The organism is Ferrimonas pelagia (assembly GCF_039543565.1).
GTDB lineage: Bacteria > Pseudomonadota > Gammaproteobacteria > Enterobacterales > Shewanellaceae > Ferrimonas > Ferrimonas pelagia.
The window spans coordinates 75,953-102,788 of sequence record NZ_BAABJZ010000006.1; the positions used below are offsets into that span (position 1 = coordinate 75,953).

A 26,836-nucleotide genomic window follows, 5' to 3' on the forward strand; every position below is an offset into this window, starting at 1 on the left:
GGTTGCGCTGCGCCGTTTTGGCTCAAGTCCATTGGCAGTCAGTGGAAAGGCTCAATACCGAAGGTGATGGGCATTACAGCCGAAAGAAGTGACGAAGTTCGCCCTTGCGGGCAATGGCATCCTGATAGCCAAGCTCGATAAGCTCTTGGCAGTAGTTGGCCTCAAACATCATATAGCTCAGTAGACTGGAGTCGCTGTCACCGTCGACGCCGATGGTGCGGAGCATCCAACGAACGGCGCGGGGTAGGCAGGGGTAATGGCTTCGGGCGATGGCGTCGATATCCTCTGACGGCTTTAACACCAAGGTTTCGATCTGCTTGAGTGGCTGGTTCAGCCTGAGTTTTTCCGGGATCAGGGCCAAAGAGCGGTTGATCCGCTCTAATCGCTCCAGATCCGAGTTGAGGGTGTCAGAGAAGATGGTATCGAGCAGGTGACCGGCCAGATCGCTGCTGTCCGGCGCCTTCCTGCGTCGCTCCAGTGGCAAGGTTTGATGGGGACTGTCCAGATTAATCGCCAAGATCCGCTCGGCGCCCAGGTGTATCGGGGGACTGAGGGGGGACAGTTGCAGCACCGAGCCATCGCCATAGTGATCGTTGTCCAGCCGAACCGACGGGAACACCATGGGGATCGCCGAGGAGGCCATCAAATGGTCGATGGTGATCTGGCCAGGCTGTCCCACCCTCCGGGCCCGTTGCCAAGGTACGATGTGGGGATTTCCCTGATAAAAGTTGACCGAGCAGGGGTGATAGTACCGGGTCGCCGATAGGGTAATGGCATGCAAATAGCCCTGCTCGATATGGCGGTCGAGTCGGCTCAGCGGCATGATCCGAGTGAGCAGATCGGCCAATGGACGATTATCAAACAGGGCTGGGGGGCGGGCGCTGCGGCGGTACAGTAGGCGCAGAAGCTGATGGCCCACACCGGCCAGATCGGCTCGGTACACTTGGGCGGTGCGAAAATGACGCCAGACATATTCGAGCTTGCGGACGCCGAGATGGAAGCAACTGGCGTAGCAGGCTAAGGAGACGGCGTTGATCGCGCCAGCCGAGGTGCCACAGAGGATCGGGAAGGGGAGTCCGTGATTGCGCGGGTAGAAGCTGGCGATCGCTTTAAGCACTCCGACCTGATAGGCCGCGCGCGCACCGCCGCCGCTGAGTTGAAGTCCATATCTGGCTGGGTCCGGTTGCGCCATGCTGCTCTTTAATTAATCAATGTTGATCCTAGTATGGTGAAGTATCGGGGAGAAAAAAAGCCGGTGGGAACACCGGCGAACGGGCAGACCAAATGGTGAGTGCTTCAATACCAGGGTGAGATCATCATGCGGATCGGTTCGCGGAGTGTCACCTGCCACTTTTGCCAAGGCAAAAAAAACCGGCCTTGATAGGCCGGTTGTCTGGAGCTGGGAGTATTTACTGATTCAGCTGTGCTTGAATAAATTCAATCACGCTGTCAGTGGCCACATCCTGCTTTTCTCCGGTGTGGCGCGACTTATATTCCAGGTTGCCGGCGTCAATGCCGCGCTCACCGATGACGATGGTGTGCGGGATCCCGATCAGCTCGTGATCGGCAAACATCACGCCTGGGCGCTCTTTGCGGTCGTCGAACAACACCTCAATGCCTTTCGCGGTCAGCTCGGCGTACAGCTTTTCAGCCAACTCGGCAACCCGATGGGATTTGTGCATGTTCATCGGAATGATGGAGACCTGGAACGGGGCGATAGACTCCGGCCAGATGATCCCGCGTGCGTCGTGGTTCTGCTCAATGGCAGCGGCCACCAGGCGGGAAACCCCAATGCCATAACAGCCCATGATCAGCGGTGCCGCTTTGCCCTGCTCGTTCAGAACGGTGGCGTTCATGGACTCGGAGTATTTGGTGCCCAGCTGGAAGATGTGACCCACTTCGATGCCGCGGGCGATCTCTAATGTGCCTTGGCCGCATGGGCTGACATCACCGGCGATCACGTTACGCAGATCGGCCACTTCTGGCAGGGCGACGTCGCGCTCCCAGTTGATGCCAAAGTGGTGCTTGCCATCGATGTTGGCGCCGGCGCCGAAATCATTCAGGGTTTCGACAGAGCGATCGATGATCAGTGGCAGCTTGAGCTCAACCGGACCCAGTGAGCCAGGGCCTGCGCCGATGGCTGCGCGGATCGCTTCTTCGCTGGCAAACTGCAGCGGCTTGGCCACCTGTGGCAGGTTTTCCGCTTTGACTTCGTTGAGCTCGTGATCGCCACGTACCATCAATGCGATCAGCTCAGACTCTTGATCTTCCGCGGCATGGACGATCAGGGTTTTCACGGTTTGCTCAATGGCGATGCCGTGTTGCTCAACCAGCTCGTCGATGGTTTTGGCATTCGGGGTATCCACCAGGGTCATGGCCTGAGTCGGCTCACCCCGTTGGCCAAGCGCAGCGGCTTCGGCTTTTTCGATATTGGCGGCGTAGTCGCTTTCGGTGCTGTAGGCGATGGCGTCTTCGCCACTTTGTGCCAGGACCTGGAATTCGTGGCTGTGGCTGCCGCCGATGGCACCGGTGTCGGCCAGAACCGGACGGTAGGCCAGGCCGATGCGCTCAATGATGCGACAGTAAGCGGCGTACATGGACTGATAGGTGGTGTCCATGGTGGCCTGATCCAGGTGGAAGGAGTACGCGTCCTTCATGGTGAATTCGCGGGCGCGCATTACGCCAAAGCGTGGGCGGCGCTCATCGCGGAACTTGGTCTGGATCTGGTAGAGGTTGATCGGCAACTGCTTGTAGGATTTGATCTCGTCACGGACGATATCCGTGATCACCTCTTCGTGGGTTGGACCCAGCACGAAATCACGCTGATGACGATCCTTCAGGCGCAGCATTTCGGCACCCATGTCGTCCCAACGACCGGTCTCTTGCCACAGATCGGCTGGCTGAACCACCGGCATCAAGGTCTCTACAGCACCGGCGCGGTTCATCTCTTCGCGCACAATGTTTTCCACCTTACGCAGGACGCGCAGGCCATTGGGTAACCAAGAGTAGAGGCCGGAGGCCAGTTTGCGGATCATCCCGGCGCGGAGCATCAGCTGATGGCTGGCGATCTCGGCGTCGGATGGCGTCTCCTTCAATGTGGAGATCAGAGTTTGGCTGGTACGCATGTGCGGTCATTCACCTAGGAAAAAATCAGCCGTCTATTTTATCAGTCCGGCGCCACAAGTCTACGTCATCAACGAGCTTGGGGGGCGGAATTTCGTTATAACGAAAGAGTTGGCGCTAAGCGTTGGAATTGCCTAGGATCTGGGTACATAGGGACCCCGCAAGCAAGGATGCAATGCAACGTCTGCTGGTTTTTCTCTTCTCCGTTATTGCTGGCTGTGCTCTCTTTTTGTCTTTGGCACACCGTTTATATCAGCAAGACCGGCAAGTGCTGGAGGATGAGCTGCGCCACAATGTCGAGATCCAAGCGGACGTGGTCCGTTGGCGGATCCGAAGTTCGTTTGACACTCTGCATCAGCTATCTGTGCTGTTTTTAGGTTCGGAATCGGTTAGCCGGGATGAGTTTGCTGCGGCGTCCGAGGGGATCCTAGCGCGAAATCGTGAGATTAAGGCGTTGGAGTGGGTGCCGAAGATCGCCCATGCACAGCGCGAGCAGATGGAGCGGGACTGGCATGATCGCCAGCCGGGCTTTACCTTTACCGAGCGCCACAGTGGCGGGATGATCACTGCCCGCCCTCGCAGTTGGTATTATCCGGTTTACTTTGTCGAACCCATGGTGACCAACGAAAAGGCGTTTGGGTTTGATCTGGGCTCCGAGCCGAGTCGATTTGCCTCATTAACTCGTGCCCGTGACAGTGGCGAGATGGTCGCGAGTCCGCCGATAGCGCTGGTTCAGGATAAAGAGCCGCAGAAAGCGGTGTTGGTGTTGCTGCCGATCTACCGTCAACTACCCAATACACTGAAGCGTCGCCAGGAATTCTTGCAAGGCTTCGTTACCGGGGTTTTCCGTATTGAAGATATGCTCCGCTCCGGCTTTTTCAGTCGCGAGCAGAGCCTGATCGATTATCAGTTGATCGATGATTCCGGCAATGTTGATGTGTTGATGACGGTGGGAGAGTTTTCCGATGAGATGGCGTCTCATGCGGTCAATATCATGATCGACAATGTCGGGGGGCGGCATTGGCGCTTACAGGCGCGGCCACAGCGGCATTACTACACCCAGCAGATGAGTTACCTGCCGTTCTTCCTTGGCGCGGGCGGATGTCTCGCGACGTTATTGATCGCTTTTTCCGTGTTTCAACTGTTACGACGCAATCAAGCCATTGCGCGTTTGGTGCAGGAGCGTACCGAAGAGTTGGATGTTGCCAATCAAAAGCTGGTGCGGCTGTCGTTGACCGATGGTTTGACGGAGGTGGCCAATCGTCGTCAATTTGATCTCTGGTTGGAGCAGGAATGGAAAGCAGGGGCCCGCTCGGGCAAACCCTTGTGTTTGATGCTGCTCGATGTGGATCACTTCAAGGCGTACAACGACAACTATGGCCACCGGGCGGGGGATCAGACCTTGCGCAACATTGCTAAAGCCTTGCATAAGAGGCTGAATCGGCCCCGAGATATGTTGGCGCGATATGGCGGTGAGGAGTTCGCTGTTATCCTGCCCGAATCCAGTGAGAACCCCGCCGTGTTAGGCCGAGGGTTGTGTGAGGCGGTGATGGCCGAGCAGATCAAGCATGAATTTGGCGGCGACGTGGGTGTGGTGACGGTCAGTATTGGCGTGGCCACGCTGGTACCTGGGGGCAAGGGGGAAGCCAAACATCTGGTGGAGCTGGCGGATCAGGCGCTGTATCGAGCCAAAGCCGACGGTCGCAACCAGGTGGTATGTTACGGCGGGCGCCCTGCGATCCAGCCGCTGGATCAGCCCGCCTGAGCTGGCGCAGAAACGGCTAAGGCGTGCGTCGATCCCCGATCACCCGGGCTGGGTTGCCGGCGATCTTGGCATAGGGTGGGACGTCTTTGGTGACGACGGCACCCATGCCGATCACCGCATGATCGCCGATGGTCACGCCATCGACGATCCCGACCCGGGCTCCGATCCAGACATCTTTGCCTATGACGATCCCTTTCGAGCTGACGCCTTGCTGATACACCGGTTGATCCAGTGCCATGCCGTGATTGAAGGCGTAGATCGACACGCCGTGGGCGATGCGGGTTTGATCACCGATCCGGATCCCGGCCCGACCACCATCCAGGCTGCAGCCGTGGTTGATGCTGACTTCGTTGCCGATCTGGATCGGCCCGTGGAGGAAACTGCCCGCCGCGAACATGCAGCGATCGCCGATCTCAATATCACGTCCGGGCTCAGCAAACAGCGCCAGATCCGGCGCGATAAAGCAGTGCTGGCCAAAGCGAACGGTTTCCACCTCGCTTACTGCCTGCTGCAGCGCTTGCTGCCATGGCTCTGCCCAACTCAGGTGCTTGGGCTTGAGTCGATAGTAGAGGCCGGGCATCCAGGCCAGTCGGCGCTTGTGCTGTTCGCGTAACCGCTCGCTGCGTTCCGGCGTACTCATAGCGCCACCACATCCGTGACACAGTTACAGCCTTGGCGTACCTGCCAGCGCAGATCGCGATCGTGCAGGCGGACGCCATACTCGCGCGCTTCATCCGGCTCTGCGTTCGCCTGGTAGGCGGGGCGGGGATCCTGCGCGAGCACCTGCTCGGCCAATTGAGTAAAGCCCGGGTGGGCTTGCTCCGCCGCCGCCATGGCGGCGAGCGCTTGCGGCAGGATCTGCATCGGCATCGGGGTGGGGGCTTCGCTGGCATAGCCACCGGCCGCTTCGGGCACCGCATCTGAGTAGGGGATATAGGGCTTGATGTCGTAGATGGGGGTGCCATCGAGCAGATCCAGCCCGGCGATCTCAACAAAATGCAGTTTGCCCTGTTGGCCGATGCGGTGCAGTTTGACCACGGACATGCCCAGGCCATTGGGGCGAAAGGTGGCGCGGCTGGCGAATACGCCGATCCGTGCGTTGCCGCCCAGGCGGGGCGGGCGCACCATCGGCTTCCAGCCCTGTGCCAGATTTTGATGGAAGCTGAAGATCAGCCACAGGTGAGAAAACTGCTCCAGACCGCGTAGGCACTCGGCGCGGTTGCAGTCGCCCTGCAGCTCTAGGCGGCCAATGGCGGCGGGCACCAGATTGGGCTGGCGTGGAATGGCAAACTTCTCTTTGTAGGGTGAGCGGCACAGCGCGATCGGCTCGAGAGAATGGCTCATTGGGGCAGCTCCAGCGCCTCGCCGTAACACACCATGCTGGCCAGACAGCCGTTGTCACCGGGCTCCAGCTCGGTACACAGTTGGAGCTGTACCGCATTGGCGCCGAGGGCGGCGGCTTGTTTGCGCAGATCGGTGCGGGCTTCAGCTGGGGTCGGGATCGGATATTGCGGCCCGCTCTGGCAGCTTTGCCCCTCCACCAAGCCTAAGCGTTTGGCCTGAGGGGGGATGGTATCGAGTAGCTTGACTTGGCCGGCGGCAAAATAGTCGTCGAAATTGTCTTTATCCAGGTTACTGGAAAAACTGAGATCGGTGCTGCAGCCGGCGAGCAACAGCAGGGAGAGGGCAGGGATCAGGCGCATGGGGCTCCATCGGGCTATCACAAATAGCCCGATTGTATCAGCCTTTCCCGGTTACCGCTGCCGCTGCTGGTACTTACGGTAAAGCCGACTGTGGCGGTTATCCAAGTCAACCGGTTGGCCAGCCAGCCACATCCGATGGACGCCTGCGGTGCTCATGTCCAGCAGATCGCCTCGACTGCTCACCAGGCTAGCGACCGCACCGGGTTTGATCTCACCCAGTTCCTGCAGACCAAGCAGTTGGGCTGGTCGTTGGGTGATGGCCGCGAGCGCGATCTCTTTGGGCAGGCCATAGGCTACGGCTTGACCGGCCGCGAAGGCCAGGCTGCGACTGTCCCAGCTGCCGGGCCAGGCGAGGGCAAAGGGGATCCCCGCTTGATGCAACAAGCTGGGGATCTGATAAGGCAGATCGTAGGGTTCGTCCGCCCGTTTGGGCAGGCCGGTGGCGTGGGTGTAGATCACCGGTACTTGCGCCTGTTGCAGCTGATGCTGCAGTTGATAGGCGTCGTAGCCGCCGATCAGGATCAGCTTGAGCTGGTGTTGCTGCGCCAGTGACAGGGCATGCAGGATCTGGCGTTTGTCGTCGGCGTGGACCATTAAGGGCACCTTGCCACGCAGTACCGGCAACATGGCATGCCAGCGGGTGTCTTGCACTGGGGAGCGGCCGGCTTCGAGCGCAAGGCGATAGCGCTGGGCATCGTCGAAGGCTTTGAGCAGTCGTTGGTGCTGTTGGTGGTAATGCGCCATGGCGTGACGGTGCTGTTTGGGATCGCGTTGATCGGCGCTGATGGTTGGCCAGTAGAGGTGAAGGCCGCTATCGGCTTGGATCAGGCGATCCCGCAGGTTCCAGCCGCTGAGACTGATCAGGGCAGAGTGTCCGGCCAACAGCACGCCTTGGGGGGTGGTCTGGATATAGCCGATCCCGTTGGCTCGCAATGTGGGTAGGATCGCCGAGTCCGGATTGAAGGCTGTACTGGCTTTGAGCTGAGGGTTCAGCGGCCCCACTTCGTGGCTGTCCACGGTACTGCGTACCATGCCTATCTCTTTCAGTCCGGCCTGGACACTGAGGGCGATCAGCGCGGGGTAGAGGTGCTGCCCGGTCAGATCGATGATCTGGCTGTGTGGCGGTGCCTCCAACTTGCGTCCGAGTGCGACGATCCGCTCCCCTTTTATCAACACATCGGTGTGCGGCAGCGTCTGTTGACCGGTGTGGACGGTGGCGCCGCGGAGCAGGGTTGTGGCCACATTCTGAGATGGCGGTTCGGAAGCCTGGGCGGCGACAGTGGCACCGAGCCAGAGCGATACAACAAGCAGTCGAGCAAGCATAGGTGTCTCCTTAATGCACATGATGGCTGTGTTGGCCGAGGGTGTCGCAATGCCAGCCGGGGGTGGGCTCGGGCGTCAGTATTTGGCCGAACGGATCGGCCTCATCGTCCGCCAGGGCTTTTTGCAGCAGCGCCTGACGTTCGGCGGCGATGGCATGTCGCTCCAGCCTATCTTGCACGCGGGAGAAGTACGGCTTGCCGTCAACCCAGGTGGTCTCTGCCCGGGCGTAGACCGACAGGGGAGAGGCATTCCAAAGCACCAGATCGGCGTGTTTGCCGATCTCAATGGAGCCCACTAGGTGGTCGATCTTCAGCTGTTTGGCGGGGTTAATGGTGATCATTGCCCAGGCCTGCTCGGCACTCATGTCACAGTACATCATGGATTTTGCCGCTTCTTGGTTGAGTCTGCGGATCAGATCGCGGCTGTCGGAATTGATGCTGGTCAGCACCCCTTGCTCTGTCATCAGGCAGGCGTTGTGGGGAATGGCGTCAAAGACCTCAAACTTATAGGCCCACCAGTCGGCAAAGGTGGAAGCGCTGCTGCCCGCCACGGCCAGCTCAGGCGCCAGCTTGTAGCCCTCGAGGACATGGGTGAAGGTTTGAACGTGAAAGTCCTGCTCTTGAGCCAATTCGAGCAACGCCAGGATCTCCGACTGCACATAGGAGTGCACATGGATGTGGCGTTGCCCCTCTAAGATCTCCGCGATCGCGTCTAGACGATAATTGGGCCGGGGCGGAACGGCGTCCCGCTTGGCGCTGCGTCTGAGCTGGGCGTATTGCTGCTGCGCCTGGCGGTACTCTTTGGCCGCGACAAACGCGTCGCGCAGCAGGGCGTCCACGCCCATGCGGGTTTGCGGGTAGCGCTCGGTGAACTGATCGCCCCAGTTGGATTGCTTGACGTTCTCACCCAGTGCCAGCTTGATGGAGGCAGGCGCTTGCTGGAACTTGAGTCCCTGAGCGCTCTCGCCCCAGCGCAGCTTGATGGTCTGTGCTTGCCCGCCGATGGGGTTGGCGCTGCCGTGCAGCAGTTGCGCTGTGGTGACGCCGCCGGCCAGCGCCCGGTAGATATGGATGTCGGTGGGATCAAGTACGTCGCCGATCCGCACCTCTGAAGTGATGTTTTCACTGGCCTCATTGACCCCGCCGCGCAGGGCGATATGGGAGTGCTCGTCGACGATCCCGGCGGTCAGGTGCTTGCCGCTGGCATCCAGGGTTTGGAAGCCTTTTGGTGTCTTAAGCTGTGGGCCGATGGCGAGGATCCGACCGTTTTGGATCAACACGTCGCTGTCGGTTAGTACGCCCGCTTCTGTGGAGGTCCAGACCGTGGCATTGCGGATATGCAACGCTTGGCTTAGTGGCGCTTCTGCTCGGCCATAGGCGACGTTAGGCTGAGTCTGGCGACTGAGGTAGTGCACCGGCTCGGGCGGTGCCTCCGAGGGCGGATCGACGGGTTTCGGCTGTGGCCGGGCGATCACGCTGCGCTGCTGGCCATCAGCGAAGTGGATCTCGCCACTTAGGCCTTGGGCTTGTTGCTGCAGGTAGAGCTGCGAGATCCCAGGGAAGCCCAGTGGGGTGAGATCGGCCCGAAAGCCTAATCCGAAAGGCGTGAGCTTGAGCTCGGTGAGCGGGATCTGGCCTTCGCCTTGCTCCAATAGGCCGCTGAGCTTTCCGGCGTCTTGCTCAAAAGTGAGGATCAATTGGTGTTGATCCAGCTCCAGTTCATATTCACCTTGATACGCTTGTTCGGACGGTGAGTGGAGTGGCTGAAATTCACCGCGTAACACCAGCCCATGCAGGCTGCCATTGGTAAACAGATCGCCCTGGCTGATCACCAGATCGGCCTGATAACCTTTGGCCAGACGCCCCAGTCGCTGATCCAGACCAAGCATGGCCGCAGGTACGGTTGTCAGCGCCGCCAGCGCGTCGTCGGCCTGCAGGCCATGACTCATGGCTTTGCGCAATCTGGGCCAAAATTGCTCCGGCTCGATCCCGTGTTGGGTCAGGGCAAAGGGGATCTCGGCTGCCGCTAGGGCGGCGGCATTTCCTGGGCTGCGTTCCCAGTGGCGCAACTGGCGAACGGAGATATCGGCGTGGTCGAGCGGGTGTTCCAGACTCGGTTTGGCAGCAAACTTTAGCGGCAATATCCATTGCGCGTCAGAGACTTGATTTAGGTTTTCAAACTCTAAACCGCTGCCAAGCAATATCGGTTCAAGCTCGAATTCACCCAACAGCTGTTGGGCAATAAAGGGATCTTGCGGATGCTGGCTGGCAAACCAAATGGACTTATCTTTATGGTTTTGTAATGCGAGTAGGCTGGTTTGGGTATTGCCCGTTTGTTTATGTTGGTGGGTTGAGTACCACTGGCTATCGGCTAAGGTTTGCCGAATGAGGGCAACGGCACCCATTAATGAGTTGGGGTATTCGAGTGGCGAACTGCCTTTATCAAATGACAACCAGTGGCCACTGTGGGATTGATAAAGTAATTCGTGACTGCTGGCGGTGGCCAATGATGAGACGAAGCCCTGGCCACGGAATATGCCATCCTGGCCGTGGGAGTGGACACTGGTGAAGCCATTTTTTAGCCAATTTTTTGCCGTATCTGGCTCGGCTTTAAAGTGTTCAAACCAATTAATATCACTGCGAACGGCTGGATTGGCATGTTGCGCGCCAACGGACTCTATCTCATATATCGGACTTGGAGCATGGCTGTTTTCGCCGAGCGTTACACCGTATTGGGTATAGCTATCGATAAATCCGGGGTAGATGGTGTAGCCGGATAAGTTGATCTCCTTGGCCGCGGCGGGGATCTGATTATTTTCATCAATACCGAGGATCCGCTCTCCTTGGAGCAATAAGGTGGCGTCCTCAATAATGGTGCCTGGCTCGATCACCAAGGTGGCATGGGAGAGTGCGGTTAAAGCCGGTGTCTTGTCGCGTATCGCTAATTCATACTGCATTGGGTTGCCGTAACCCAAGGGAATTAGGACGGCGCATAGTAGCATGCTGGATGGAACTCCCCAACGTTTCATTACTACATCCTGTTGTAATTATTAGATAAACATATGGATGGTAGCAAAAAAAACGCGCGAGGTGGGTGGGGTGTTTACGCCATCTAGCGCGCGTCGACGCGAGAGCAAAGATGGTGCTGCTGCGATACCCATATGGCAAACAATGCCGGTTATATTGATGCTTTAGAAGACCATGTGTTGGTGTGGCGTGGGGAAAACAGAGCGGTCATAAGCGAAGGGGGCTGGCGACCAATAAAAAACGACCGCCGTAGCGGTCGTTTTTTTATTTGGAAGTTACTTGATGAGGAAGTCTTCCAGGGAGGCACCGGCATCGAGGCGCTCTTTAATGGCTTTCGGAGTACGACCTTGACCGGTCCAGGTCAGGCGCTCGCCATCAACGGTGATCTCATATTTCGCTGGGCGTGGTGCGCGCTTTTTACGCGGGGCGGCTTCACCGCCGACAACGGCACCCAATTCGTCCAGGCCGATACCTTCTTCAGCCAGCTTTTTGCGGATCTCTTCGATCTTGGCCAGACGTTCGGCGTTGGCGGCATTTTCAGCGGCCAATTCTTCTTCGCGCTCGGCAGCAATGGCTTGCATTTTGCCGATAACTTCTTGCAATTCATCCAGCGCCAAACCTTTCAGTTGCGCTTTCAGACGGCGACCGTGAGTTAAGATCTCGAGAAAATCTGCCATGGTGGTGATCCTTGAATTTATACTGTTTGGTGGTGTTACGTTTACCTTAGCCCAAAGAATAAAACTTTTTAAAATAAAAGCAACTGGACAGGCGATTTTATTATTAAGACAACATCAATAATTGAGATTTATTGGTGTCAGATGTGTCTGCTCGGTCTTAGAGTGGCAAAAAACAGAAGAGTTCACGCTTTTTCCGTGATCTTGCGCCGCCCTTGTTACTCCGGCTTTTCCCGTTGCGGATCTCTGGTGTGATAATAGCTGCGTTGATGTGATTGGCATGATGACGATGGGCTTTAAGGTGGCATTGTCTGTGCTCCGAATAAGGATTTAAAGATGAAAGTCCTGGTGGCAATAAAGCCGACTGCAGAAAAATTCGCGTTAGATGTATTGACGGGGGAGCAACCCGCGGACGTTAAGATCGACAAATGGCAGCTGGATCCCTTCAGTGAGGTAGCGCTGGCGCAAGCCCTGTGTTTGAAGCGGGAGGGTCAGGTATCGGAGTTAATCGCGCTTACGGTGGCAACCGATGGCGCTGAATCGGCATTGCGTCATGCACTGGCGCTGGGGGCCGATCGTGCCATTCAGATCGACAGCTCGCTACGGGAGCCGCTGAGCATCGCCACCTTATTGCACGCCAAGTGTGAGCAGGAGGGGATCTCGCTGGCGCTGTTTGGTAAGCAGTCGAGCGACGGTGATCATCATCAGATCGCTCAGATGACGGCGGGACTTTGGCGGGTGGGGCATGTGGCTAATGCACAAAGCCTGAGTCGGGATGACACTGGGCTGTGTTTGAGTCAGACCTTGGGTCAAGAGCAGCAAACCGTTCGGCTGGCGTTGCCTGCGGTGGTGAGCTGCGATCTGCGCTTGGCGGAGCCGGGTTTCGCCACATTACCTAATATTATGAAAGCGCGACGGCGTCCGATTGAGTGCTTGCCCGCTTCGGCGTTGGCACCGCTGGCGCCAGAGCGAACCCGGGTACTCGCACGGCGGTCGTCGATGGCGGCGCGGGGCGGTCAGAGCGTGGGCTGTGTGGCTGAATTGGTACAAAAACTGAAACATGAAGCAAAGGTGGTGTCATGAGCGCGCTGGTTCTATGTCATGAGCGTCAGGGGAGCCGCGAAGAGGTTGCCCGCTTGATCCAGGCGGCGCTGCAGCTGTCTTCGACGGTCTCCGTCTTGATGCTGGGTCGACAGGCCGATGCGCAGGCCCTGTCAACACTGGAGGGGATCGATCAGATCTATGCCACGGATTGGGCGCCATCTTGGTTGGCCGATGCCGCCGCCCGCGGTTTGGGCGACTGGATCGCACAAGGCGATTACCGTCAGGTACTGATGGCGGCGGATTGTGTGGGTAAGGATCTGTTGCCCCGCATCGCGGCAAGCTTGGACAATGCGATGATCTCCGAGGTGGTGCAGATCTTGGCAGCGGACACCTTTGTACGGCCCAGCTATGCCGGTACGGTAATGGAGACGGTCCAGGCTTTGGAGCCGAGGGTGATGTTGACCGTTCGGCCTATGGGCTTTGCGCCGGTAGGCGACGCCAATGAGGTGGCGGTTACGCCGGTCGCCATTGAGCTTGAAGTGGGCCTGAGCCAATTATTGCAACGACGAGAGTTGCAGTCTGAGCGGCCCGCGCTGGATCAGGCTGAGGTGGTGATCGGCGCCGGGCGCGGGGTGGAAACCGCGGAGCAGTTCGCCCTGATCGAGCAGCTGGCGGATCTGTTGGGGGCGGCGATCGGCGGCTCTCGCGCCTTAGTGGATCTGGGCTTAATCGAGAATGAGTACCAGATCGGCCAGACCGGTAAGATCATCGCACCCAGGTTGTACATTGCCGTGGGGATCTCCGGGGCCAGTCAGCACTTGGCGGGGATCAAGCAAGCGGGCACCATCGTCGCCATCGATGTCGATGCAGCTGCGCCTTTGATGCAAGAAGCGGATTATTCTTTGCAGGGCGATCTGAACACAATTTTACCGCAGTTGATCGCCGAACTGCAGAAATAACGAGACTTACTTCACGATTTGGCGGTATCTTCTGGCATAGCTGTCTGTGACTATGGTTAGAATGCCGCCAACACCAGTCCCATGGACTGAGTGTGTACCTAATATACAGGTAGAGGCGCACTGCCTATCAGTAACCCGGTTGAGGTGGATAACCTATGAGACTGGGCCAAAGGAGTCGGTGCCGAAGTGGATGTCAGGGTCGCCTGTCACTGCTGGGGTTGTGCTTAATAGGCATAACACTGCCATAGTTTTCTCTGTCAGGATGACGGATCCAGATTAACTATGGAGCGCTACTGAAAGGACGGTGGATCATTGCCATGATTTCCCCCCTCGGCTTGTGCCGTGTCAGTTGCCTCCATCTTAAATAACGACGATAAAATTAAAGATGGTAACTTTCGACTTTGCCAATACGGCGTTTTCTCTTCTGCCCCCTCTGGTGGCGATTGTACTGGCGGTAATGACCCGTCGGGTTCTGCTTTCCCTCGGTGTCGGTATCGTCATCGGTTTGCTGATGGCCAACGGCTTTGCGCCGCTGGACAGCGTGACCGATCTCGCGGGCCGGATCAAAGATCTGTTCATCGATGATGGCGCCATCAACGACTGGGAAGTGCCCCTGCTGGGCTTCTTGATCGTTTTGGGCATGACCATTGCGCTGATCAACGCCTCCGGCGCCGCTCGTGCCTTCGCCAGCTGGGCCCGTACCCGGATCCGTACCCGCAAGAATGCCCGCCTGATGACTATGGCACTGGGCTTTGTGATCTTCATTGATGATTACTTCAATACCTTAACGGTTGGCTCTGTGGCTAAGCCGGTGGCGGACGACCACAAGCTGTCTCGAGAAGAGCTGGCGTATGGCGTTGACTCCACCGCGGCACCTGTGTGTGTGATGGCGCCTATCTCTTCTTGGGGCGCGTACATCGTCGGCTTGATCGGGACGATCTTCGCCGCGCGCGGACTGGAGTTTGGGGCGCTGAGCAGCTTCCTGCAGATGATCCCGATGAATCTCTACGCGGTGTTTGCGCTGTTGCTGCTGGCCTGCGTGATCGTGTTCGATATCCGTATCGGTCCGATGGTGGGTGCCGCTCAGCGTGCGCGTGAAACGGGTGCTTTGTGGGATACCAGCAAAGGCAACCCACCCGGGGTGGACGACAAGCTGGAGATCGCCGATAACGGTTCTGTTTGGGGCTTGTTGTTGCCGATCCTGACCTTGATGGTTGCCTCGGTGTATTTCATCCTGTCCACTGGCGCGGCCAACCTGGATGCCGATGAAGCCTTCAGCGTGATGCGCGCCCTAGAGGAAACGGAAACCACCATCGCCTTGTTTATGGCTTCTTTGGTGAGCTTAGTGGTCGCTCTGGGCTTCTGCCTGCGTCAAGGCCTGCGCGCTGCGGTGGTCGGTCAGGCGCTGATCAGCGGCGTTAAGTCGATGCTGCCTGCGGTCTACATCTTGCTGTTTGCTTGGACCATTGCCGGCGTGATCGGCGATCTGGAAACCGGCACCTTCCTGGCCAGCCTGATCGGCAACGCGACCCCGCTGTGGTTGCTGCCAGTGCTGATCTTCCTGCTGGCGGGCCTGTGTGCCTTCGCCACGGGCTCGAGCTGGAGCACCTTCGCCATTATGCTGCCTATCGCTGCCGATATGGCGCTGGCGGCCGATGCCGCCATGCTGTTGCCGATGATGGCGGCCGTATTGGCCGGAGCGGTGTTTGGTGATCACTGCTCGCCGATCTCCGATACCACTGTACTGTCCGGTACCGGGGCGGGCTGTCACCACATCGATCACGTGACGACTCAGCTGCCGTACGCCCTGACCGTGGCCTTGATCGCCGGTCTGGGATACCTGGCGATCGGGATCACCGGCTCCGCGACCGTGGGCTTCGTGGTGAGTGCTATCGCCCTGGTGGTTGCCATTGTGGTACTGCGCGGCGTTAGCGCACGTCAAGTGATGGCGAAAGCTTGATCGTCAAAACAACGATCGGCTAACGCAAATGCCAACCGGCGGTGGTTTCCACCGCCGGTTTTTTATAGGATCGCGTCATCGATTTTAGGGGGACTCATCCTTGGCACAGCTCTACTTCTACTACTCGGCGATGAATGCCGGTAAGTCCACTTCTTTGCTGCAATCCGCCTACAACTACCGCGAGCGCGGTATGACGCCTCTGGTGCTCACTGCGGCACTGGATGATCGCTATGGCGTGGGCAAGGTGACCTCACGGATCGGACTTGAGTCCGAAGCGTTGATCTTCAATGGTGAGGATGATCTGTTCCAGCTGGTGGAGGCTCAATTGGCGCAAGGCCCGGTTGACTGTTTGTTGGTGGACGAGTCTCAGTTTATGTCTAAGGCTCAGGTCCGTCAGCTCACCAAGATCGTCGATCAACTGGATATCCCGGCACTGTGCTACGGCCTGCGTACCGATTTTCTCGGAGAACTTTTCGAGGGCGCGCACTATCTGTTGGCCTGGGCCGATAAGTTGGTGGAGCTGAAAACCATCTGCCACTGCGGCCGGAAAGCCAATATGGTGGTGCGTATGGACGGCGACGGCGCGCCGGTGCGGGAGGGCGCCCAAGTCCAGATCGGCGGTAATGACAGCTATGTCTCTATGTGCCGCAAGCATTTCCGTGAGCTGGCATGGGATTGACGCCAACCCCCTGAGCAGAAGCCATCGTTATCGATGGCTTTTGGGGGCTGTGTGTGAGTTAACGGTTGGTCGAATTTTTCGTTTATATCTCAGTCTGTTGCATCGACCTCACCCACTGAGTCGCGTTGGCGACGGCAAGCCATCTTTGTGAAACAGTGGGGGGCGAGCCCCTCTGCACTCCCCCTACCGCTGCGTTTCGCTGTTCCCTCGCTTATGGCGTGCTCCAGCAGACACGCTGAAAGTCGCCCTTTTTCAAATACAAAAGCGGCCAGCCGCTTTCAAAAAGGGCTCCGTTCAGCTCCCGGTCTGCCTACACACACCAACGCTCGGCGCTGCACTAGGCGGCCTAAAAACGGCGTAAACCTCGAACTTGATCTTAGAGCTTCAATAATGACTTAAGACACAGCCCTTTTTGTTGCTTGGCGTTGGGCTTTTCGGCTGGCTTTTGTCTAAAGCTTTGGCGTTAGGGCGCCGATAACCTGATACGTTCCACTGTCCGCTCGGGTGCGGTACAGGGATATGGGGAGCTCAGGATGGCCCTCAATGGACAGGTTAACATTGCCATCAGCCGACGCTGACGCAGGCTGAATCACCAATTTAGGGAGAGCTGTGATATGACGACCGAGATCTCATCCATTTCTGGTACAAACCTTGCTTCAAAGCCCGGTAACGGCCAAGCCTTGCCGACGACAAGCGCCGCAACGGCCAAAGCCAATCAGGCCGAGCCCGCGTCGGCGGGGGCGGTCACTGCGGCGGAGCGCCTGGCCTCCGGCCAGGATCCGGCGTTGGCGCGGGAGCAGTTGGAGCGGATCGCCAGCGAGCTGGAGCAGTTTGTCAGCGGCAATCAGCGCGCTTTGTCGTTCCATGTGGACGATGATACTGGCCGGGATGTGGTGGTGGTTAAAGACATCCAGCGCGATGAGGTGATCCGGCAGGTCCCCGCCGAAGAGGTGCTGGAGCTTGCCGCCCGATTGTCGGATCTGTCCGGACTGTTGATAGAAACTCAGGCTTAACTGCCAAAGGAATTCGTTATGGGCTTAACCGCCGCCGGGATCGGTTCCGGCCTCGATATTAATGGCATCGTCAGCGCGCTGGTGGATGCCAGCTACGTGCCGCGTCAAGTGGCGCTGGATGTGCGCGAATCCAAGATCCAGACGGAGATCTCGGCCATCGGCACGCTGAAATCGGCGATGAGCGATTTTCAGGAGAAGGTGGAGGAGCTGAAAGACGCGGCCACTTTTGATCAGCGTAAGGTGACCACCAGTAATAACGATTTCCTCACCGCCGAGGTGGAGAGTGAGGCGGTGCCGGGCACCTACAATGTGCAGGTGCAACAGTTGGCCGAAAGCCACAAGATCGCCAGTGCTGGTACGGTGGAGAGTGGTGAGGATACGGTCGGCGAAGGCACCCTGACCTTTGCGCTGGGCGGTCGTGAAGACGACGACGGCAATTGGGTCGTGGAGCCGGACGCCGAGCGCAGCTTCAGCGTTGATGTCGACGCCGACGATACCCTGGCGGACATTGCGGCCAAGATCAATGCGGCGGAAGACAATGCCGGGATCACCGCCACCGTGGTCAACGGTGCAGGTGGTCCGCAGCTGGTGTTTGCCTCGGAGAAGACCGGCCTAGAAAACTCGATGACCATCAGCGTTGAGGATACGGGTGATGGCAGTTTAGAGGGGGAGTTTGGTAGTGACAACATCAGCTCGGTGGTCGACCCACTAGATGCCAAGCTGTCCGTCGATGGGATCGCCATCAGATCGGCCAGCAACCAGGTGGACAATGCGGTACCTGGGCTGACCCTGAATCTGACCGAGGCCGACACCGCCACCGATACCGGTGAGATAAAAACCACCCGGGTCACCGTCGAACGGGATGTGGGTGCCGCCAAAAAATCGGTTGAAGCCTTTGTCGAGGCCTATAACGGCTTGCGAGAAACGCTGGATCAGCTCTCCAGCTACGACGCCGAAACTGAGGTGGCCGGCCCGCTGCAAGCGGACTCCATGCCACGCTCGATCGAGAGCCAGCTGCGCAATGTCATGGGCAGCAGTTACGATCTGGGCAATGGGATCAGCAAAGCCTTGTCGCAGTTTGGGGTCAGCTTTGACCGTTATGGCGCGCTGGAGATCGATGACGATCAGCTCGAAGAGGCGATCGAGCAGGATATGGCGGGCTTGACGGCGCTGTTCTCCGCCGAGGATGAAGGCCTGGCGTTTCGCATGTTTGATGTCACGGACATCTATGTGCAGACCGGCGGCTTGCTGGATGGGCGTAATGACACGCTGGAGAGCCAACAGCGCAGCCTGGAGAAGGAGCGGGAAACCCTCAATCTGCAGATGGCCGCGTACGAAGAGCGCATGTACAAGCAATACAATGCCATGGATCTGGTGGTGGCCAACCTCAACTCGCAAGGCAGTTACGTTGCCTCGACACTCAACAGCCTGCCGGGCTTGATCAAGCAGAGTTAACGATTATGGATAGCCAAACCGACGCCGTGGTCCAACTGGGCGCGCTCAGCGCTCAGATCGACCAGTATCTGACCCAACTGGCCGACGGTGATGATGATACGCGGGATCAGGTGTTGCCCGAGCTGTTGACCACGCTGGATCAGCGCAAAGCCTGTTTGGTGGCTGTGGTGGGTACCGACAAGGGCCAGGATCCAGAATGGTTGAAATTTCAGCTGCAATTGACGCAATCGCTGGCCAAGCGCGCCCATGAACAGTTAATCGCACAACAACAGCGCCTCGGCGGTTACCGCAAGGGGCGAAAACAAGTTCTTCGATACCAACAAATAGAAGCGGGAAAAGGATAGATGAGAGGCTCACTGAAAGCGTACAACAAGGTCAACATCAGCAGTCAGGCGGCGGAGGCCAGCCCTCACCGGGTGGTGCAGATGTTGTTGGCGGGCAGCGTCGAGAAACTGCTGCGCGCCAGCTTGGCGATCGAGCAGGGCAACATTGCCCAGAAGGGCGAGCTGATCGGCCGTACCATTGAGATCATCGCGCACCTGCAGGCGGCGTTGGATTTTGTCCAAGGGGGCGAGATCGCGCAAAACCTGTCCGCCATGTATGACTACATGGTGCGTCGCCTTGGCGACGCCAATCGTGACAACGATAAGGCCGCGCTGATGGAGGTGGTCGATCTGCTTAAGACTCTTAAAGAGGGATGGGATGCCATCCCTGCCGAGCAGCATCATATCCCCGCCGCCAGCTAAGCTGAGCCGAGCGGCCCGACTCGGGCCGCTCAACAGCCAATTAAAGTTCTCTCCCCGTTCAGTCGCTAACCAACGCAGTAAGCGATCTTTGAACTTTGTCTGATATTTCATCAGTAATTGACCTGCTTATTGCGCCAATTCTGGCGCTGGTTACAATGAAGCTACGCTAATGGCTTACGTTAGTGTAAGTTATCGCCTTCCGCGACAATAACAACGAATAGAGTGACCCTTCGGGGCGATATCGCCGTACCCTGGTAGCGAACCCATGCAGACAGAACAACGCATTTTGCTCGTCGATAGTGACGTTTCCCGCCAGGAAAGGCTGGAGTATCTCCTCAATTTTTTGGGAGAGCAGGTTAAGCCGATTGCCATCGAGCAGTTGGAAGCCCACCTTAAAGCCGACCGCTACCGCGCGGTCCTGATCGGCAACCATCAACTGTCAGAAGGTGCATTACCTTTATTAAGCCGGTTTGATCGCCAGCCCATGTTGGCCATTGGCGCAACGGGTGTTCAGGCCACCAATCTGGTGGGCCAGCTGCAAGAACCGTTTGTGTACGGTGAGCTGACGGAGCTGTTGCACTTTTGCCAAGTTTACCAGCGTGTCCGTCACGAAGTGGCGCCGACCAGCCCGAATCAAACTAAGTTGTTCCGCTCCCTGGTGGGGCGCAGTGACAGCATTGCCCAAGTACGCCATCTGATCAGCCAAGTGGCGGCAACCGAGGCCAGTGTCTTGGTGACCGGCGAGTCCGGCACCGGCAAAGAGGTGGTCGCGCGTAATATCCACTACCTGTCCGCCCAGCGGGATGGGCCGTTTATCCCGGTCAACTGTGGCGCGATCCCAGCGGAGCTGCTGGAAAGTGAGCTGTTTGGCCATGAAAAGGGCGCATTCACTGGGGCGATCTCCACGCGTAAGGGGCGGTTTGAGCTGGCTGAGGGCGGCACCCTGTTTCTGGACGAGATCGGGGATATGCCCGCGCACATGCAGGTTAAGATCCTGCGGGTGCTGCAGGAGCGCTGCTTTGAACGGGTGGGGGGCAGTAAGTCGATCAAGGCAAATGTGCGGATCGTGGCGGCAACTCACCGGGATCTGGAGCAGATGATCAGTGAAGGGCGTTTCCGCGAGGATCTGTTCTATCGCTTAAACGTGTTTCCCATTGAGATGCCGTCACTGCGCGATCGCTCGGATGATGTGCCGCTGTTGCTCAATGAGCTGGTGAGTCGGATCGAGGGCGAAGGTAAGGGCACGGTGCGCTTTACCCGCCGGGCGATCGATTCATTGGTGGCCCACCCTTGGTCGGGCAACGTGCGTGAGCTGTCCAACCTGGTTGAGCGGATGGTGATCCTGTGTCCGGGGGCCATGGTGGACGTGAACGATCTGCCGATGAAGTATCGCCATGTGGATGTGCCGGAGTTCACCGTTGACTACCCGGAAGAGGATCAGGAGCGTGATGCCTTGGCTGCGCTGTTCAATGGCGATGAGCCGGTCGAGATCCCAGAGCAGCGATTCTCCAACGAACTACCGGAAGATGGACTGAACCTGAAGGACATGTTGGCGGAGCTGGAGGTGGACATGATCCGCCAAGCGCTGGAGCAAAGTCAGTCGGTGGTGGCCCGGGCGGCCGAGTTGCTGGGAATGCGACGCACCACACTGGTTGAGAAGATGCGCAAATACGGCATGTCAAAAGAGGGCTGAGTCACTTAGCTCTGGTATACTTCCTGCATAATGCGAGCCATCTGGCTGATAACAACGTTTTTTTGACAGGAAGTACCTATGTCTCAGGGTGTGGCTGACGCTCCCTCTCCCACTGAGCAGCTGGCAACCAGTCGGCTGCATCATCTGATGCAGATCCTCCCCGCCGGCGTCCTGGTTCTGGACGACGCAGGTACGGTTGTCGAAGCGAATCCGCAAGCCGTGGCGCTGCTGGGCGAGCCGTTGTTGGCGCAGCCTTGGCGCCAGGTGATCCAGCGGGCGTTTGCCCCCCGGGCCGACGACGGTCACGAGATCTCATTAAAGAATGGTCGCCGCGTTAAGCTGGCGACTCGGGCTTTGGATCCCGAGCCGGGCCAGCTGGTGATGCTGACCGATCTGACCGAAACCCGTCAGTTACAACGCAACCTGTCTCATTTGGAGCGTCTGTCCGCCTTGGGCAAGATGGCCGCCTCGCTGGCACATCAGGTGCGCACCCCCCTTTCGGCGGCGTTACTGTACGCCGCCAACCTCGGCAATGCCGAACTGGATGCGGCTGGCCGAACCCGTTTTCAGGGCAAATTAATGGATCGACTGGCGGAACTGGAGCAGCGGATCAACGATCTGCTGTTGTTTGCCCGTGGCGGCAATCAGCAGCAGCTGGTGCCGGTGGCATTGAGTCAGCTGTGCACGCGGTTGGAGCAAAGCTGTGAGGCGATGCTGAGTCAGCGCCAAGCGCAGTTGTTACTGCCGACGGCCGTAACCGGTCAGATCTGCGCCAATATCGACACCTTAACCAGTGCCATGCAAAATCTGGTGGCGAATGCCCTCGAGGCAGGCGCCACGGCGGTGCAATTGCAGGTGGAGTTTCAAGGCGGCTTTGCCTTGCTGCAGCTGCTTGATAATGGCAGCGGCATGAGCCAGGAGGCGCAGGCCAAAGCACTGAGCCCGTTCTACACCACCAAAACCAATGGCACCGGACTGGGACTGGCTGTGGTTCAGTCGGTTTGTCGTGCCCATGGCGGTCGGTTAGAGCTCAATTCGGTGCCGGAGCAGGGCAGTTGTTTTACCTTGGTGATCCCACAAGCCCCACAGACACAAGGAGAGGTGGTGTGAGCAAACGTTGTATCTTGATCGTTGAGGATGATCTGGGCCTGCGCGAAGCCCTGGTCGATACCCTGCTGCTCGGAGGTTATCGAACCGTCGAGGCCGGCAACGGTGAGGAAGCGCTGTTGCAGCTGAAGAAGCATCCGGTGGATCTGATGATCTCCGATGTACAGATGACCGGGATGGATGGCATGACCCTGCTCAAGACCCTGCGGGCGCAAGAGTGTCGACTGCCGATCCTGCTGATGACCGCGTATGGCAGCATCGACGCGGCGGTGGCCGCGATGCGTCACGGTGCCAGCGATTATCTGGCTAAGCCGTTCGCCCCTCAGGTACTGCTGGATCAGATCAGCCGCTATCTGCAACCCGTCGATGAGACGCCCTCCGGACCTGTGGTGGGCGATCCGCACAGCGTGCAGCTGCTGGCGTTGGCAGAGCGGGTAGCCCGCGCGGACGCATCCGTGATGGTGCTCGGGCCCAGCGGCTCAGGCAAAGAGGTGTTAGCACGCTATATCCATGACAACTCTGCGCGCGCCGATCGACCCTTCGTCGCGCTTAACTGCGCCGCGATCCCGGAAAACATGCTTGAGGCCACCCTGTTTGGTTACGAAAAGGGCGCTTTCACCGGTGCGGTGCAGGCGTGTCCCGGCAAGTTTGAACAAGCCCAGAGTGGCACCATCTTGTTGGATGAGATCACCGAGATGGATCTGAACCTGCAGGCCAAGTTGCTGCGGGTGCTGCAAGAGCGTGAAGTCGAGCGTCTCGGTGGCCGCAAGACCATTCAATTGGATGTGCGGATCCTGGCTACCTCCAACCGAGATCTGCGCGCGGCGGTCGAGCAGGGCCAGTTTCGCGAAGATCTGTTCTATCGCCTCAACGTCTTCCCGCTCAGCTGGCCGGCGCTGGCGGCGCGTCCCGGCGATATTTTGCCACTGGCGCGGTATCTGCTCGGGCGTCATGCCCGGCGCAGTCAACGGCCGGTGCCCAAGTTGACGGTCTGCGCCGAGCAGTTGCTGTTGCAGCATGATTGGCCGGGCAATGTGCGTGAGTTGGATAACGTGATGCAGCGAGGGTTGATCCTCTGTGCTGGGACTGAGCTCAGTCAGGTAGATCTGTTTATCGACGGCATGGGGCTGGCCCCGGTATGGGGGGGCGCTGCGCCTGCTGTGGAGGCAACCGAGCCGTCGAGTGAGGCGAATAATCTTGGCAGTGAGTTGAAATACAAAGAATTTCAGATCATTCTGGAGACTTTGACGCAATGCGGCGGCAGTCGAAAGGCTGTGGCAGAACAATTGGGCCTAAGCCCACGGACATTGCGATACAAACTCGCTAAAATGCGTGACGCGGGCATTGAAGTCCCAGCGTGATGATTTTGCTGCAATTGGCAGACATATTGCAGTAAATTGGCGCTTAAGCACGATACCGTCAAAAAACTAACAGAGAAAACAACGGTTATGGAAATCAGCAATACGTCACTACTCTCTGAAATGCAGAGTATGGCGCAGGATGCGGGAGTTGTTCCTGGCAATCTGACGCCGACCGTCCCCAAAGCCGATTTTGGCGATTTTCTCACCAATGCCATGGATCACGTCAATGGGTTGCAGATGCAGTCCAATGATCTGGCAACCCGTCTTGAGTTAGGCGATACCCGGGTGAGCCTGGGTGATGCAATGATCGCAAAAGAAAAAGCTGGCGTGGCGTTCGAAGCGACGGTCCAGGTACGTAATAAGCTGGTCGAAGCTTACAAAGACATTATGAATATGCCGGTATAACCGGCTTGAGGTGCTGTAGTGGCAGGGGCGAATTCGTCAACTGATCTGATGGTACAAGGCAGTACAGCACAGCTGCCCGCGACCGATACGGGCGCGGCTGGCGGTGGGATCGAAGAAAATAAATCCAGTCCGATCGCAAATCTTGCCAGCGTCGATGTCTTGCGGCAGATCACCCTGATCTTGGCGTTGGCGATCGCGTTGGCGCTCGGCGTGTTCGTTTGGATCTGGGCCCAGGAGCCCAACTATCGCCCGCTGGGCGCGATGGAGACCGACGAGCTGATCGAAACCTTGGATTATTTCGATCAGCAGAAGATCAAATATGAACTCAACGGCAACGTGTTATCGGTGCCGGAGGAGCGTTTTTCCGAGATCCGGCTGCAGCTGACCCGAGCGGGTCTGGGCAGTGCGCGGCAGCAGGCCGATTTTCTTAATCAAGACAGCGGCTTTGGTGTCAGTCAGCGGATGGAGCAGGCGCGCCTGAAGCAAAGCCAGGAGCAGAATCTGGCGCGCGCGGTGGCCGAGTTGCGCAGCATCAGCCGGGCGCGGGTGATCTTGGCGCTGCCGGCCCAAAATGTGTTTGCCCGTCAGCAGCAGGAGCCCAGTGCGACCGTGGTGGTCACCCTTGGGCGGGGCACCGAGCTCAAGCAGTCGGAAGTCGATGCCGTGGTGGATATCGTGGCATCCGCGGTGCATGGCCTCAAGCCGGTTAAGGTGACGGTGACCGATCAACACGGCCGTCTGCTGCACTCAGGTAGCCAAGATGGGGTCTCGGCACAAACACGGCGTGAGCTGGAGCTGCAGACCAAGCAAGAGCAGCTGTTTCTGCGCAAGATCGACGCCATCTTGATCCCGGTCTTAGGCTTAGGCAAATACACCGCCCAGGTCGCGGTCAATATGGACTTCTCGGCTCGAGAGGAGACCTCGCGCCGCTTTAATCCAGATGCGTCAGTGCGCAGTGAAATGCTGGTCGAGGACAATCGTAATGGCGGTGGGCCGCTCGGCATTCCAGGGGCACTGACCAATCAGCCACCGATGGATTCCGAGATCCCGCAGCAGGTGGACGGCAGTGGCGCCAGCGAGCGTCTGGCCAGTGGCAGCAGCCGCAGCGAAGCGACCCGCAACTTTGAGTTGGACAGCACCGTCAGCCATACCCGGCAACAGGTGGGCGTGATCGATCGGGTCAGCCTGTCGGTGGCGGTCGATTATAAGCCGGTGACCCAGCCCGACGGCAGCAGTGTGATGCAACCCCGCAGCGAGGCCGAGCTGGCCAATATCCAGCGCCTGTTGCAGGGCAGCGTCGGCTTTAATGCCGGCCGCGGTGACATGCTGGAGGTGGTGTCGGTGCCCTTTGCCGATGAGCTTGCGTTGGATCCAATCAGCCTGCCCATGTACGAGCAGCCGTGGTTCTGGCGGGCGGTCAAGGCCGCGCTGGGCGGCATGATCATCCTGCTGATGTTCCTGTTTGTGGTGCGGCCGATGCTCAAGCGCCTGCTGTATCCTGATCAGGCCAAGCACGAGGCGGAGCTGAACAAGGCCAAATTCCAAAACGAGTTGGCGGAGCTGGAAGATCAGTACTCGGCCGATACCTTGGGCATGCTGACTCAGGAGAAGTCCGACTACAGCTATGCCGAGGATGGCTCTATCTTGCTGCCGGATCTGCGTAAAGACGACGACATGTTGCGGGCGATCCGCGCGTTGGTGGCCAATGAGCCGGAACTGTCGACCCAAGTGATTAAAAGTTGGTTAGAAGAAGATGTCTAACACAGATACAGCTGTAGCAACCACCGAGTTGGCCTTCGATCCCAGTAAACTGAACGGGGTGGAAAAGACCGCCATCTTGCTGCTGTCGCTGAGCGAGTCCGATGCGGCCCAGGTGCTGAAAAACCTGGAGCCGAAACAGGTACAGAAGGTCGGCATGGCGATGGCGGGAATGCAGAACTTTGCCCAGGACAAGGTGTCCGCGGTCCATCGCCTGTTTCTTGAGCACATCCAGCGGTTCTCCTCCATCGGCCTCAATAGCCAGGACTTCGTCCGTAAAGCCTTAACCCACGCCTTGGGCGAAGACAAGGCCGGTAACCTGATCGATCAGATCGTGATGGGCCATGGCTCGACCGGCCTAGATGCCCTTAAGTGGATGGATGCGCGCCAGGTCGCCAACATCATTCAAGGGGAGCATCCGCAGATCCAGACCATCGTCTTGTCCTATCTGGAGCCGGATCAGTCCGCCCAGATCCTCAGCCAGTTCAATGAGCGGGCGCGGCTGGATCTGATGTTGCGGATCGCCAACCTAGAAGAGGTGCAACCGGCGGCGCTGCAAGAACTCAATGACATCATGGAGAAACAGTTTGTGGGTCAAGCCGGGGCGCAGGCGGCCAAGATGGGCGGCCTGAAGGCGGCGGCCAGCATCATGAACTACATGGACACCGGCAGCGAGAGCATGCTGATGGAGCAGATCCGCGACAGCGACGAGGAGTTGGGCCAGCAGATCCAAGATCTGATGTTTGTCTTTGAGAACTTGGCCGACATCGATGACCGCGGGATCCAGACCATCCTGCGCGAGGTGCAGCAGGATATCCTGATCCGGGCGCTGAAGGGGGCCGACGAAATGCTGCGCGGCAAGATCCTCGGCAATATGTCCAAGCGTCAGGCCGAGATCGTCAAAGACGATCTGGCGGCGATGGGGCCGATCCGGATCTCCGAGGTGGAGTCGGCACAGAAGGAGATCCTGGCGATCGCCCGTCGTCTGGCCGATGCCGGCGATATCATGCTCGGCGGCGGCGTCGGCGAAGAGTACGTCTAA

The 26,836-nt window shown here is 58.3% G+C and carries 23 protein-coding genes and 1 riboswitch; of the genes, 15 read left to right on the forward strand and 8 right to left on the reverse strand.

The features are described 5' to 3' along the window. Window positions 1–73 precede the first annotated feature (73 nt). Entirely contained in the window at window positions 74–1,192 is a 1,119-nt protein-coding gene (locus ABEA08_RS02215; protein ID WP_345332867.1) for a patatin-like phospholipase family protein, read from the reverse strand. Window positions 1,193–1,409: 217 nt separating this feature from the next. After that, a complete protein-coding gene (locus ABEA08_RS02220) occupies window positions 1,410–3,125 on the reverse strand; it encodes a proline--tRNA ligase (protein ID WP_345332869.1) in 1,716 nt (571 codons plus the stop codon). A 173-nt stretch (window positions 3,126–3,298) separates the two neighbouring features. On the opposite strand from ABEA08_RS02220, the gene ABEA08_RS02225 reads away from it, so the two are divergent. Beyond that, complete coding sequence (locus ABEA08_RS02225; RefSeq protein WP_345332870.1) at window positions 3,299–4,888, forward strand: CHASE domain-containing protein; 1,590 nt, start codon at window positions 3,299–3,301, stop codon at window positions 4,886–4,888. A gap of 16 nt (window positions 4,889–4,904) precedes the next feature. On the opposite strand, the gene ABEA08_RS02230 is transcribed toward ABEA08_RS02225, so the two are convergent. From ABEA08_RS02230 to ABEA08_RS02255, 6 genes are all read right to left on the reverse strand, one after another. After that, window positions 4,905–5,528: an acyltransferase gene (locus ABEA08_RS02230; protein ID WP_345332872.1), complete on the reverse strand. Its 624-nt coding sequence runs from the start codon at window positions 5,526–5,528 to the stop codon at window positions 4,905–4,907. Beyond that, complete coding sequence (gene tsaA, locus ABEA08_RS02235; protein WP_345332873.1) at window positions 5,525–6,232, reverse strand: tRNA (N6-threonylcarbamoyladenosine(37)-N6)-methyltransferase TrmO; 708 nt, start codon at window positions 6,230–6,232, stop codon at window positions 5,525–5,527. Before tsaA ends, ABEA08_RS02230 begins: the two co-directional genes overlap by 4 nt. After that, window positions 6,229–6,591, reverse strand: coding sequence for an Rcs stress response system protein RcsF (gene rcsF / locus ABEA08_RS02240; protein WP_345332875.1), 363 nt, complete (start codon window positions 6,589–6,591; stop codon window positions 6,229–6,231). Before rcsF ends, tsaA begins: the two co-directional genes overlap by 4 nt. Window positions 6,592–6,642: 51 nt before the next feature. After that, a complete protein-coding gene (locus ABEA08_RS02245) occupies window positions 6,643–7,914 on the reverse strand; it encodes an amidohydrolase family protein (protein WP_345332877.1) in 1,272 nt (423 codons plus the stop codon). Window positions 7,915–7,924: 10 nt separating this feature from the next. After that, on the reverse strand, window positions 7,925–10,942 hold the full coding sequence (locus ABEA08_RS02250) for an amidohydrolase family protein (protein WP_345332879.1): 3,018 nt from the start codon (window positions 10,940–10,942) through the stop codon (window positions 7,925–7,927). A 273-nt stretch (window positions 10,943–11,215) separates the two neighbouring features. Continuing rightward, a complete protein-coding gene (locus ABEA08_RS02255) occupies window positions 11,216–11,617 on the reverse strand; it encodes an H-NS histone family protein (protein WP_345332880.1) in 402 nt (133 codons plus the stop codon). Between the two features lie 333 nt (window positions 11,618–11,950). On the opposite strand from ABEA08_RS02255, the gene ABEA08_RS02260 reads away from it, so the two are divergent. From ABEA08_RS02260 to fliG, 14 genes are all read left to right on the forward strand, one after another. Next, complete coding sequence (locus ABEA08_RS02260; RefSeq protein WP_345332881.1) at window positions 11,951–12,697, forward strand: electron transfer flavoprotein subunit beta/FixA family protein; 747 nt, start codon at window positions 11,951–11,953, stop codon at window positions 12,695–12,697. Continuing rightward, window positions 12,694–13,617, forward strand: a complete 924-nt coding sequence (locus ABEA08_RS02265) for an electron transfer flavoprotein subunit alpha/FixB family protein (protein ID WP_345332882.1) — start codon at window positions 12,694–12,696, stop codon at window positions 13,615–13,617. The genes ABEA08_RS02260 and ABEA08_RS02265 overlap by 4 nt, the downstream gene beginning before the upstream one ends. A gap of 102 nt (window positions 13,618–13,719) precedes the next feature. Then, window positions 13,720–13,918, forward strand: a riboswitch (Lysine riboswitch). Window positions 13,919–14,002: 84 nt separating this feature from the next. Next, on the forward strand, window positions 14,003–15,577 hold the full coding sequence (locus ABEA08_RS02270; RefSeq protein WP_345332884.1) for a Na+/H+ antiporter NhaC family protein: 1,575 nt from the start codon (window positions 14,003–14,005) through the stop codon (window positions 15,575–15,577). 100 nt (window positions 15,578–15,677) lie between these two features. Then, entirely contained in the window at window positions 15,678–16,256 is a 579-nt protein-coding gene (locus tag ABEA08_RS02275) for a thymidine kinase (RefSeq protein ID WP_345332885.1), read from the forward strand. 614 nt (window positions 16,257–16,870) lie between these two features. Beyond that, window positions 16,871–17,269 (forward strand): flagellar protein FlaG, encoded by a 399-nt coding sequence (locus tag ABEA08_RS02280; RefSeq protein WP_345332887.1) that lies wholly within the window; start codon window positions 16,871–16,873, stop codon window positions 17,267–17,269. An 18-nt stretch (window positions 17,270–17,287) separates the two neighbouring features. Beyond that, complete coding sequence (gene fliD / locus ABEA08_RS02285; protein ID WP_345332888.1) at window positions 17,288–18,724, forward strand: flagellar filament capping protein FliD; 1,437 nt, start codon at window positions 17,288–17,290, stop codon at window positions 18,722–18,724. Window positions 18,725–18,729: 5 nt separating this feature from the next. Further along, window positions 18,730–19,068 (forward strand): hypothetical protein, encoded by a 339-nt coding sequence (locus ABEA08_RS02290; RefSeq protein WP_345332890.1) that lies wholly within the window; start codon window positions 18,730–18,732, stop codon window positions 19,066–19,068. After that, window positions 19,069–19,470: a flagellar export chaperone FliS gene (fliS, locus tag ABEA08_RS02295; protein ID WP_345332892.1), complete on the forward strand. Its 402-nt coding sequence runs from the start codon at window positions 19,069–19,071 to the stop codon at window positions 19,468–19,470. 265 nt (window positions 19,471–19,735) lie between these two features. Then, a complete protein-coding gene (locus ABEA08_RS02300; protein WP_345332894.1) occupies window positions 19,736–21,163 on the forward strand; it encodes a sigma-54 dependent transcriptional regulator in 1,428 nt (475 codons plus the stop codon). Window positions 21,164–21,241: 78 nt separating this feature from the next. After that, a complete protein-coding gene (locus tag ABEA08_RS02305) occupies window positions 21,242–22,273 on the forward strand; it encodes a sensor histidine kinase (protein WP_345332895.1) in 1,032 nt (343 codons plus the stop codon). After that, window positions 22,270–23,631 carry a sigma-54-dependent transcriptional regulator gene (locus tag ABEA08_RS02310; protein ID WP_345332898.1) on the forward strand — a complete coding sequence of 454 codons (1,362 nt, stop codon included), beginning with the start codon at window positions 22,270–22,272 and terminating at the stop codon, window positions 23,629–23,631. The genes ABEA08_RS02305 and ABEA08_RS02310 overlap by 4 nt, the downstream gene beginning before the upstream one ends. Window positions 23,632–23,718: 87 nt before the next feature. Next, window positions 23,719–24,036: a flagellar hook-basal body complex protein FliE gene (gene fliE, locus ABEA08_RS02315; protein WP_345332900.1), complete on the forward strand. Its 318-nt coding sequence runs from the start codon at window positions 23,719–23,721 to the stop codon at window positions 24,034–24,036. A gap of 48 nt (window positions 24,037–24,084) precedes the next feature. Beyond that, window positions 24,085–25,797: a flagellar basal-body MS-ring/collar protein FliF gene (gene fliF / locus ABEA08_RS02320; RefSeq protein WP_345333295.1), complete on the forward strand. Its 1,713-nt coding sequence runs from the start codon at window positions 24,085–24,087 to the stop codon at window positions 25,795–25,797. Beyond that, window positions 25,790–26,836: a flagellar motor switch protein FliG gene (fliG, locus tag ABEA08_RS02325; protein ID WP_345332902.1), complete on the forward strand. Its 1,047-nt coding sequence runs from the start codon at window positions 25,790–25,792 to the stop codon at window positions 26,834–26,836. Before fliF ends, fliG begins: the two co-directional genes overlap by 8 nt.